We start from the raw sequence: 10,384 nt of genomic DNA on the forward strand, positions 1-10,384 counted from the left end.
ACGAATGGATTGATTAGGCAATACTTTCCGAAGAACAGAGATTTCACCACGATTACACAACAGGAGATTGATCACGCCATGAATAGACTGAATAATCGACCAAGAAAAAGGTTAGGATACCTTACACACAATCAGGTATTCTTCAAAAATACGCTTGCACTTCAAAATTGAACTCGCGAAAGTAAAGAAAGTAAAGAAAGTAAAGAAAATAAAGATCACACTCACCATGTTTTAAATCCGTTGTACAATTGTTTTGAACGGTCGTGCTTTTTTTAGTTTTATCCTTTTGAGAAACAATAAAAATTATTCATTAGTTGGGCATCGTTGAAGACCCACAGTGTTTCTCTTAAGTCGCCAAACAACAGGCATTTATTTCAGGAGACAATATGGATTTGAATTACACCGCGGAAGACCTCGCTTTCCGTGATCATGTACGCAACTATCTCGAAGCGCATCTTCCAGCAGATTTGCAGCACAAGATTCGCAATCATAAGCGTATGGCGCGCGAAGATTTTGTTCGTTGGCATAAGATTCTTGCCAAACAAGGCTGGGTCGCGACAGGCTGGCCTGTTGAATACGGCGGCACTGGATGGACGCCGACCCAAAGACATATTTTCGAAGAAGAATGCGCCCGTGCTGGCACGCCACCAATTTTGCCGTTTGGCGTCAACATGGTGGCGCCAGTGATTATGGCATTCGGCAATCAGGCACAAAAAGACTATTACTTACCCCGGATTCTGAGCTGTGATGACTGGTGGTGTCAGGGTTATTCCGAGCCCGGCTCAGGTTCAGATCTGGCTTCACTGAAAACCCGCGCTGAGCGTGAGAGTGACTTTTACATTGTAAATGGTCAAAAGACCTGGACAACTTTAGCGCAACATGCGGACATGATCTTTTGCCTGGTGCGAACAGATCCAAGTGCCCGCAAGCAAGAAGGTATTTCATTCTTATTGATCGATATGAAAACACCTGGCATTACCGTACGCCCTATCATCATGCTCGATGAAGATCACGAGGTAAATGAGGTTTTCTTTGATAATGTGAAAGTTCCGGTTCAAAACCTGATCGGCGAAGAAAACAAAGGCTGGACCTATGCTAAATATTTATTAGGCCATGAGCGCACGAACATCGCGGCGGTAGGACGCGCTAAACGAGAACTTTTGTTCTTAAAACGCATCGCCGGCGAACATCAAAAAAATGGCCGCCCTCTGATTGAAGACCCAATTTACGCTCACAAGGTAGCAAGCCTGGAGGTCGAATTGATGGCATTGGAAATTACAGTTTTGCGGGTGATCTCGCAAGATAGTGGTCGTCCAGGTCCTGAAGCATCTCTGTTAAAAATCAAAGGCACCGAAATTCAACAGCGCTTAACAGAACTGATGCTGGAAGCAGTCGGCCCTTATGGCTTACCGTTTGATCCGGAATTCCTCGATGGTGAAACTGAACATAGTCTCGTGAGTGATGACGATGCGGCCGCGTTGGCCTCGTATTACTTCAATTACCGCAAAACATCGATCTACGGTGGTTCCAACGAAATTCAGAAAAACATCATTACGCAAATGATCTTAGGACTGTGAGGAAAAAGCAATGGACTTCAATTTAACGCAAGAACAAAAACAATTTGCGGAAGCAATTCGTCGCTGGGCTGAGAAAGATTATGGCTTTGAACAACGCAAACACGTCATTGGTTCAAGTGAAGGGATCTCAACAAAAGCGTGGGCTGAATTAGCTGAACTCGGTGCTACTGCCCTGCCGATTCCTGAGGATCAGGGTGGCTTCAACGGCTCCGCTGTTGACATGATGATAGTGATGCAAGAATTGGGACGTGCTCTGGTGATAGAGCCCTACTTTGCAACTGTCCTCGGTGCTGAATTTTTGAAACAATCAAAAGCGCACTTCGATGTGCTTGAACAAGTTGCGACAGGTGAGAAAAAAATAGCAGTCGCTTTGAGTGAAAAGCAATCTCGCTACGATCTTTTCGATATTGCGACGACCGCCAGCGCCAACCAGGATGGATTTGTGCTCAACGGCACAAAAACGGTGGTATTGCATGGCGCTCAGGCCGATATGCTGGTTGTCTCAGCACGATCAAGTGGTAATCAACGCGACAAAACCGGCATTCATTTGTTCTTGGTCGATGCCAATAGCAATGGCGTTCACAGAACTGACTACCGCACTATCGATGGTTATCGGGCAGCCGACATTCATTTCGATCAGGTGCAAGTCGCACCAATCAGTCAATTGGGCAATGAAAACAATGGATGGGAATTGCTGGATGCTGTTTCTGATTATGGTGTTTCTTTGTTGTGTTCAGAAGCCATCGGCATTATGGAAGCGATTAATGCAGCCACTCTTGATTACTTAAAAACACGCCAGCAGTTCGGTGTCCCAATTGGTAAATTTCAAGTTTTGCAGCACCGCATGGCTGAGATGTTTATGGAAATGGAACAAGCGCGTTCTATGGCGACATTGGCTGCCGTTAAAGTCTCCTCTGGCGATGCGGAAGAAAGAAGGCGTACTCTTTCAGCTGCAAAAGCACGCATTGGTCAGGCAGCACGCTATATTGGCCAGCAAGCCGTGCAACTGCATGGCGGCATGGGTGTGACGAACGAATTGCCGGTAGCCCATATGTTCAAACGTTTGACGACGATTGAATTATCATTTGGTGATACTGACCATCATCTCGCCCGTTTTGTATCTCAACCCGGCTTTAAAGTCAGCGCATAAAACGCATCATTGTTTCATCATCCCGGCATTGACCGGGATTTTTTTGATTGGAAATTGAGAATGACAGATAAAAAATTCACATGGTATTTCGAAGATTTTGTACCTGGTGAGGTAATACAACTTGGTCAACGCAAAGTAACAGAAGAAGAAATCATTACTTTTGCAACGCAATTTGATCCGCAATCATTTCATATTGATAAAGAAGCGGCCAAAAAATCTATTTTTGGCGATGTGATTGCCAGTGGCTGGCACACCTGTAGCATGATTATGCGTATGGTTGTCGATGGCTTTTTGGCAGACTCATCCAGCATGGGCTCACCGGGTGTTGACGAAGTCCGTTGGATTTTACCAGTGCGCCCTGGCGATACACTCACCGTTACCGCGGAGACGACAGGCAGCAAAGCATCAACGTCTAAACCCGATCGTGGTGTCATTAATACCGTTTGGAAAGCAGTTAATCAACACGGACAAACCGTATGTACCATCAACGGCATGGGTATGTTTGGCCGTCGCCCTCAATCATAAGGAGCTATCATGCGCGAAATTCATAGCTTACAAGAGCTTAAAGATCTGATCGGTCAACATGTGGCCTCCTCTGATTGGATAGAAATCAGCCAGGAACGTGTCAATATGTTTGCTGAGGCCACGGGAGATCATCAGTGGATACACATTGATGTTGAACGGGCAAAGAGAGAATCTCCGTTCGGTGCACCAATTGCGCACGGTTTCTTAACTTTGTCTTTATTGCCTGCACTGATGCAAAAAGCGATCCATCTCACTTATGTCAAAATGGGCGTCAACTACGGGCTCAATAAAGTTCGCTTCCCCGCCCCGGTACCGGTAGGAAGTCGCTTGCGTGGACACTTGAAATTACTCAGCGTTGAGGACATCAAGGATGGTGCTCAAATGACGTGGGAAATAACCATCGAGCGCGAAGGCGCCGACAAACCAGTGTGTGTTGCTGAATCTGTGTCGCGCTGCTATTAATATTCCGTTAAGATTGTTTTCATTCGCTCATGGTTCATCGTTCTTCGCTTATTGCTCATTGCTCATTGATGAACCAGACCGTTGACTCATCTTGTGAGCACTACGCAAGCTCAAAAAAATGATCTTTGAATTGCAGTTGAGGGGGAATTGACAACAACAAGCCCCCTCTTCGTATTGAATTGTTTCTGGTGCTGATAAACTCAAGTGCGTGAGACAATTAACTCATGGGTTGCATTGATGAAACGGCCTGACACGACTCTGTTACCGATTAACAATCGTCATGATTCAAGATCACAGACCTTTTCATGCCTGATGGCAATTCTTTGCAGCAGAAAAACCTACAGCCTCCACATTTTGGGGGCTTAGTTTTCATCATTACTATAAAAGACAACTATGACACACTCACCCTCTAAACCTAGTTCTAAACTTGGCACAGTTCTGCGCGTCACTAGTGGCAACTTCATGGAAATGTTTGATTTTTTCCTGTTCGGTTTTTATGCCACGTATATTTCAAAAGCATTTTTTCCCGCTGGTGATGAGTTCGCATCCTTAATGTTGACGTTCATGACCTTTGGTGCCGGATTTTTAATGCGCCCGCTAGGCGCAATATTTCTTGGCGCTTACGTTGACAGAGTGGGAAGACGGCAAGGCTTGATTGTTACCCTGGCATTGATGGCGTTAGGTACGATTTTGATTGCCTGTGTCCCTGGTTATGCAACGATAGGTTATGTCGCACCATTCCTGGTGTTGGTCGGACGGCTGTTGCAAGGTTTTTCTGCAGGTGTTGAATTGGGAGGCGTCTCTGTCTATCTGGCCGAAATGGCTACACCCGGGCGCAAAGGTTTTTATGTTAGTTGGCAATCGGCAAGTCAACAAGTCGCCATTATCGTTGCTGCAGCATTGGGGTACGCACTCAATAAGATGCTATCACCTGAGGATATTGCTGATTGGGGATGGCGTATTCCATTTTTTGTTGGCTGTATGATCGTCCCGGTGTTATTCGTCATCCGCCGTTCATTGCAAGAAACCGAAGAATTTATGCAACGTAAACATCGTCCAGATGCACGTGAGATTTTTCGGTCGATGATAAAAAATTGGGGCCTGGTGTTATGCGGGATGCTATTGGTTTCCATGACTACCGTGTCGTTTTATCTGATTACTGTCTACACACCAACTTTTGGAAAATCGGTACTCAAGCTAACCACAACTGATAGCTTAATCGTTACTTTTTGTATTGGTATTTCTAATTTTTTCTGGTTACCAGTGATGGGTAGCCTGTCAGATAAGATTGGGCGTAAGCCGTTGTTACTCACCTTTACGATCTTGACTATCTTGACCGCTTATCCTGTCGTGAGCTGGCTTACCAATGATCCAACTTTTTCAAAAATGCTCATCGCTGAGTTGTGGTTATCGTTCTTATATGCCAGTTATAACGGCGCAATGGTGGTAGCATTAACAGAGGTCATGCCAGTTGAAGTCCGTACCGCCGGATTTTCGCTTGCATATAGCCTCGCGACTGCGATTTTTGGAGGATTCACACCAGCAATTGCAACTTGGCTCATTGAGGTGACTCATGACAAGGCGGCGCCTGGCCTCTGGATGTCATTTGCGGCTATTTGTGGTTTGACTGCCACCTTGATCTTATACCGTAAAGCCGCAAATCGAGGCGTAAAGGCAGTTTAATCGAATATAGTTATAACTTAACGATCAGGTAAGGGATTTGCTGTCTATCTCGATTGCGAGTCCCGCCGTTACGGTTAGTCGTCAAATAAAAGCACCATTCTTCAAAATGTAGCTTGAAATTTCCTTCAACGCAATTATCATCATAGATGATGTTAGTGAATATTTAAGATATTGGCCTGGTTGGGTTTCAATATCATAGTAGTCATTTTCGAGCCATTTCGTGGAATTTTCTCAATTTCCCTGAAACAATTATTTTAGTAGCAGCGCTTAAAAAATATCGGGCATTTCAGGCGGCATCATCCAAATCCGATGACGATGTGGAGGTTTTTAAATGTACGCGGTTTTCAAAAGACTTTCTTTGTTGTGGATGGTGTTTTGCATATCGCAAATGACAGTGCCTATTGTATTCGCGCAAGCGCCTGTATCGAGCATTGCTGCTTTTGATTATCCGCCGTATTTAGCGGCGAACGAACCCAAAGGTGGTCTCGTCGGTGAAATTGTTTTAAATTCCTTCGAATTAGAGGGGCACAAAGTCCAGCTGATTTTTTTACCAACGGCTCGCTTTGTCGCCACCGCATTCAATAGTCAAAAGTCTGCATGTATCATCACAACAAATAAAAACCTCAAAAGATTGTCACCAGAGGAACAACTACAAGTATTGAGTTCCCCTCCTATCGCCCAAATAATGATGGTTCTGGTCGCCTATCAACCAGACAAAATTCTTCCAAAATTTGATTCGCTCGAAGATCTTGCAGGGAGATCTATCATTGCCATCAGGTCTTCAAACTACACAGCGAGCTTGATAGCGGCAGGTGCTTCAGTGCATGAAGCGGCAATCGAATCGCAATTGCCCATGTTGAAATTAGGTCGGGGGAAAACTCGCACTCATGGGTGATTTACTCGCAAGGCGAATGATCCAGAAATCATACGCCAACGAAACCGAGAATTTCATCATTCTTCCGAAGCAAGTCGATACCCTACCTCTACTGTTTGTTTGCAATAAACAACATCCCGATGGATCGATTCTCTTTGAACGCATTAAAACTGGGTTTCAACAACTCTACAAAACGGGGAAATATCGCAAACTCTTAAATACTTACTACGGCCCCAAGCTATCAAAGGAATACGAAAAAAATATCGAAACCCTGGTTGCGCCCTGGTCGTCTTATCAGCCTTGAGATTGGTCTTGCATGAGGAGCCATATGTTCAAAGCAGCGGATTCTTAGACTCAAATTCTCATTGAAGCAAAAAAAGAAAAGAAAAAAAGTTCACCAATCTTTAAACGGATGCTTCAATAAATTCGCATTAGCGTATCTTCGGTCATGACTAACTTCTTCACCTAACCAATCTGGTCGTAAAAAATCATGGTGTTCTGATGGTAGTTCAATCTCTGCGACAACTAAGCCAGCGTTAGCGCCTAAAAATTCATCAATTTCCCACATTAGATCGCCCATAGGGAGTCGATAGCGATATTTCTCTATGGGTGGTTGTAAACAAACTGTATTCAACAATTCTTTTGCGTCCGCCAAAGGAATGCTGTAATTCCATTCCCCACAGGAAATACCCGTTGAAATACCCTTAATCGTCAGCTCGGCTGACTCGCCGTCAATTCGAACTCGTACAATACGACCCGGTTCAGAACTCAGGTAAGCTTGTTTCAGATAGCTACAAGATGCTTGTGCTTTCCAGTCGTTATTGTTGACTAAAAATTTGCGCTCAATTTCGATTCCCATGCTTGTTCCTATTTTAAAAAATATGAGGGAGTATCTTCCTATCAAAAGCAGTTTGCAATTCGCTCCAAGAAAAAAAGAGTGCCGCATTCTTTGTGGCACTCTTTTTTTCAAAGATATAAGTGTAACCAGGAAGACGATATTTACAGTCGCCCTCAAGCCAGATTTAGTAGACTTTATTTCACCGTCAAAGACGTCGATAAGGACGTCAAAATCGGCTGTAACATTGCTTCGCCCAACTTCACGCTGCGTGCGCCATTCCAGCCCACTTCGGCGTCTGGCAAATTATCGTTATCTTTGAAGGGTAATTCCAGAGTGAGCGAAACGCATTTAAAGGTATGCCCAATATATTTGGATGCCAACTTCAAGACATCCTCGTTATATTTTGATGCTGCGTAACCCACTTCTGTTTGGAAATCTGGGCTGGCGGCACAGAAACTATCAACAAAAATTTGCTGCTCACGTGCTTGCTGCTCAGTAAATCCTGCCAGCATTTCGCTGCCAGCGACGAACACGTAAGGCAATGCTTCATCACCGTGGATATCCAGGAATAAATCACAGCCAGTTTCATGGATCTTATTTTTTACATGAAATACTTCCGGGCTTGTTTCCAACGATGGCATCATCCATTCGCGATTTAAGTTTGCACCTGCTGCATTTGTTCGTAAATTACCGCGATAGGCACCGTCTGGATTCATATTCGGAACGATGTATAAAACAGCTTTCTCCAAGATGCTGCGCGCGATTGGATTGGAAGGATCAAGTAATGCATCAAGCACACCTTCAACCAACCATTCTGCCATCGTTTCACCTGGATGTTGACGTGCAATGATCCACACTTTTTTCTCAGCGTCTGGATCCCCTACTACAACCATATTCAGATCGCGACCATCAACTGTATTTCCGAGGTCAACCACTCTTGCTAATGGTGAATGTTCCACGCTCCCCAATAATGCAAGATGACGCTCCCAGCTATAGGGCTCGAAGTACGCGTAATAAACGCTATCGCATTCTGGCGTGTGGCGAATGGTCATCACCTCGCCATCGAATTCAGTATCAACGCGAAACCATGTCTCACGGTCATAACTTGCGACAGCGCGATAATTTTCCCATCCCTTTGCATAGGTTGCTTTTCCTGCATTTAATATGCGTATTTCAGCTTGTTGCCCCCGTGCGCCTTGCAAACGAAAATGAAACCATTGCCAGATATCTGCATGGGAGTCTTTGCGCAAATTGAGTTCTATTGCCCCCGCCTGCTCTGCTTTAATTACCTCGATAGCACCGGCATCGAAATTTTGGCTGATTTTAATTGTCATAGTTATGATCTGTTTTGTCTGTTCTTACCGCAGCGAATTGAATCTACTCAGCTTCAATTGCCTACTGCGACCTTGAACATCTATTTTCGCCGCTTTTTAAAGATTATGAAAATAAATTAGTCACAATTTTCAAAAAATAATCATTTAAATTTTCATCTTTAATGATACTCCCCTAGTTTCAAGCACGGGAATGGTAAAAATAGTTTTAATGCACTATAATATTTGGCTTGTCGGGGCGTAGCGCAGCCTGGTAGCGTACGTGCATGGGGTGCACGGGGTCGCAAGTTCGAATCTTGCCGTCCCGACCAATAAAATCAATGACTTAGGCCAATCAGCAGATTGGCCTTTTTGCTTTCTGGAGATTTTACCCCAACATTTACCCCTACAGTTTTCCTGACCGAAATTTACCCCTCAGCGTAACTTCGACAGCTTTTAGTCGTTCACCGTAATAGCAAACGGGTATTTTGTACCAAACTCGTCTGGGAAAATTCCTCTGAAAAATCCCGATAGACCTTTGCGCCAATCAATCAGTTTAGAAGCTTGTATCAGCTTACCAAATGCCAAGATTAGTGCTGATTATCAGGTCGCCCAAATAAGCAACCGCTATGCTCTGTTAGCGGTCGCCAAAATAATGCTCGTTCCAACATATTCGAAATGCATTTACGCAGTTACTGAGCGATATTGGGGTAATTTGGTTGAGGCATTTCAATCCCTCCTTCGAAGTGCAGACCAAGAAATCAGCGCCAGCATCCAACGTATAGCAGATAAAAATTCAATCCTTTGTTGTGTTGCGCCGCAGAGAAACACACTTTGCAACGTGCATATTCCCACAAGCACCAAGCACAACTTCTAAGAAAACTTGAAAAATAGATTGGTAAAAATACGACAAAATCTAAAATCTAAGTTTTTTAAAAAGCGCTTTTACACTGTTTTCCAGATCACAGCAGGTAGCCACAGTGGCGCTCTGTTTTGTTGGTTGTAATTGACGACTAAAGTGGACCCACAAAGCCAGACAAGAGTTTAAGGAGTACCCTGCAAGAAGCTAAGCAACGAAAGCAGGCGATGAGCGAACTCAAAAGAAACAGTTTTAGCGGGCAACAAAAGGCCAAAGTGGCTCTGGAGGCAGTACGAGGTCTCAAGACGATCAATGAGATTGCCCAAGAGCACAATGTGCATCCGACTCAAGTCAGACAATGGAAGAAAGAGCTGGTTGATCAAGCTGCACTCTTTTTTGATGCCAAGCGTGGTCCCAAACCAGTTGATGCTCAAAGTGACCCAGAGCGGCTGTACGCCAAGATAGGTCAACTGAACATGGAACTCGATTGGCTCAAAAAAAAGTCCGGGATCAGCCGGTAGAAGATCGTCAGGCATGGGTAGTGTCTGATGAGCATATCGGATTGACGGTGCAATGCAAATTGGCTGGTGTAGCCCGTGCCACTTATTACGACAAGAAACAGCGGCAACGGCAGAAAGTTGATGAAGCCGAATTAGTTTTGCTGGACCTACTTGATACCGAATACACCAGGCATCCGTTTTACGGTAGTCGGCGCATGACGGTCTGGTTACGTTTGCTGGGATATCTGATCAATCGTAAACATGTCCAGCGACTGATGCAAAAGTTAGGGTTAGCAGGTATGGCTCCAGGCCCCAAGACCAGCGTTGCGCATCCGGGACACAAGATTTACCCTTATTTACTGCGTGGTTTGCCAGTGATCCGGCCGAATCATGTGTGGAGTGTCGACATAACCTATGTTCGGCTGTCGAGGGGATTTGTGTATTTGGTCGGCATCATGGACTGGTACAGCCGCAAGGTGGTAAGCGTCCGACGCAACCATCTAGCAATGATGAAATGAACGCGCCACACTCCTTCGTTTCAAAGTTAAGGAGAAGGCATGAGCCACGACCCAATACAAATATCGCTATGGAATCAACGCCTGCAGG

The 10,384-nt window shown here is 44.8% G+C and carries 9 protein-coding genes, 1 tRNA gene and 2 pseudogenes; 10 read left to right on the forward strand and 2 right to left on the reverse strand.

Annotation, left to right across the window (positions count from 1 at the left end; all coding sequences use genetic code 11):
* The 8 genes and pseudogenes from ACO0K1_RS19475 to ACO0K1_RS19510 all read left to right on the forward strand — a co-directional run.
* Positions 1 to 171, forward strand: a pseudogene (locus tag ACO0K1_RS19475) (IS30 family transposase); the annotation flags it as partial.
* A gap of 215 nt (positions 172 to 386) precedes the next feature.
* Positions 387 to 1,577, forward strand: a complete 1,191-nt coding sequence (locus tag ACO0K1_RS19480) for an acyl-CoA dehydrogenase family protein (protein ID WP_423028766.1) — start codon at positions 387 to 389, stop codon at positions 1,575 to 1,577.
* A gap of 10 nt (positions 1,578 to 1,587) precedes the next feature.
* A complete protein-coding gene (locus ACO0K1_RS19485; protein WP_423028768.1) occupies positions 1,588 to 2,727 on the forward strand; it encodes an acyl-CoA dehydrogenase family protein in 1,140 nt (379 codons plus the stop codon).
* Positions 2,728 to 2,787: 60 nt separating this feature from the next.
* Complete coding sequence (locus ACO0K1_RS19490) at positions 2,788 to 3,252, forward strand: MaoC family dehydratase (RefSeq protein ID WP_423028770.1); 465 nt, start codon at positions 2,788 to 2,790, stop codon at positions 3,250 to 3,252.
* 9 nt (positions 3,253 to 3,261) lie between these two features.
* On the forward strand, positions 3,262 to 3,714 hold the full coding sequence (locus ACO0K1_RS19495; RefSeq protein WP_423028772.1) for a MaoC family dehydratase: 453 nt from the start codon (positions 3,262 to 3,264) through the stop codon (positions 3,712 to 3,714).
* A gap of 393 nt (positions 3,715 to 4,107) precedes the next feature.
* Entirely contained in the window at positions 4,108 to 5,397 is a 1,290-nt protein-coding gene (locus ACO0K1_RS19500) for an MFS transporter (protein WP_423028774.1), read from the forward strand.
* A 388-nt stretch (positions 5,398 to 5,785) separates the two neighbouring features.
* On the forward strand, positions 5,786 to 6,292 hold the full coding sequence (locus ACO0K1_RS19505; protein WP_423028776.1) for a hypothetical protein: 507 nt from the start codon (positions 5,786 to 5,788) through the stop codon (positions 6,290 to 6,292).
* A complete protein-coding gene (locus tag ACO0K1_RS19510) occupies positions 6,285 to 6,575 on the forward strand; it encodes a hypothetical protein (RefSeq protein WP_423028778.1) in 291 nt (96 codons plus the stop codon). Before ACO0K1_RS19505 ends, ACO0K1_RS19510 begins: the two co-directional genes overlap by 8 nt.
* Positions 6,576 to 6,665: 90 nt before the next feature.
* Here the strand turns inward: ACO0K1_RS19510 and ACO0K1_RS19515 are convergent, their stop codons facing one another.
* On the reverse strand, positions 6,666 to 7,130 hold the full coding sequence (locus ACO0K1_RS19515; RefSeq protein WP_423028780.1) for a CYTH domain-containing protein: 465 nt from the start codon (positions 7,128 to 7,130) through the stop codon (positions 6,666 to 6,668).
* Positions 7,131 to 7,303: 173 nt separating this feature from the next.
* Positions 7,304 to 8,443, reverse strand: a complete 1,140-nt coding sequence (locus tag ACO0K1_RS19520) for a M14 family metallopeptidase (RefSeq protein WP_423028782.1) — start codon at positions 8,441 to 8,443, stop codon at positions 7,304 to 7,306.
* A 231-nt stretch (positions 8,444 to 8,674) separates the two neighbouring features.
* On the opposite strand from ACO0K1_RS19520, the gene ACO0K1_RS19525 reads away from it, so the two are divergent.
* Positions 8,675 to 8,751: transfer RNA gene (locus tag ACO0K1_RS19525), tRNA-Pro, on the forward strand.
* A gap of 754 nt (positions 8,752 to 9,505) precedes the next feature.
* Positions 9,506 to 10,269 (forward strand): annotated as a pseudogene (locus ACO0K1_RS19530) (IS3 family transposase); the annotation flags it as partial.
* Between the last annotated feature and the right edge of the window lie 115 nt (positions 10,270 to 10,384).

The sequence above is a fragment of the Undibacterium sp. SXout20W genome (assembly GCF_049340285.1).
GTDB lineage: Bacteria > Pseudomonadota > Gammaproteobacteria > Burkholderiales > Burkholderiaceae_D > Undibacterium.

Coding starts and splice junctions, on each gene's coding strand:
- ACO0K1_RS19480 (WP_423028766.1), top strand. CDS start 387: ATGGATTTGAATTACACCGCGGAAGACCTCGCTTTCCGTGATCATGTA.
- ACO0K1_RS19485 (WP_423028768.1), top strand. CDS start 1,588: ATGGACTTCAATTTAACGCAAGAACAAAAACAATTTGCGGAAGCAATT.
- ACO0K1_RS19490 (WP_423028770.1), top strand. CDS start 2,788: ATGACAGATAAAAAATTCACATGGTATTTCGAAGATTTTGTACCTGGT.
- ACO0K1_RS19495 (WP_423028772.1), top strand. CDS start 3,262: ATGCGCGAAATTCATAGCTTACAAGAGCTTAAAGATCTGATCGGTCAA.
- ACO0K1_RS19500 (WP_423028774.1), top strand. CDS start 4,108: ATGACACACTCACCCTCTAAACCTAGTTCTAAACTTGGCACAGTTCTG.
- ACO0K1_RS19505 (WP_423028776.1), top strand. CDS start 5,786: ATGACAGTGCCTATTGTATTCGCGCAAGCGCCTGTATCGAGCATTGCT.
- ACO0K1_RS19510 (WP_423028778.1), top strand. CDS start 6,285: ATGGGTGATTTACTCGCAAGGCGAATGATCCAGAAATCATACGCCAAC.
- ACO0K1_RS19515 (WP_423028780.1), bottom strand. CDS start 7,130: ATGGGAATCGAAATTGAGCGCAAATTTTTAGTCAACAATAACGACTGG.
- ACO0K1_RS19520 (WP_423028782.1), bottom strand. CDS start 8,443: ATGACAATTAAAATCAGCCAAAATTTCGATGCCGGTGCTATCGAGGTA.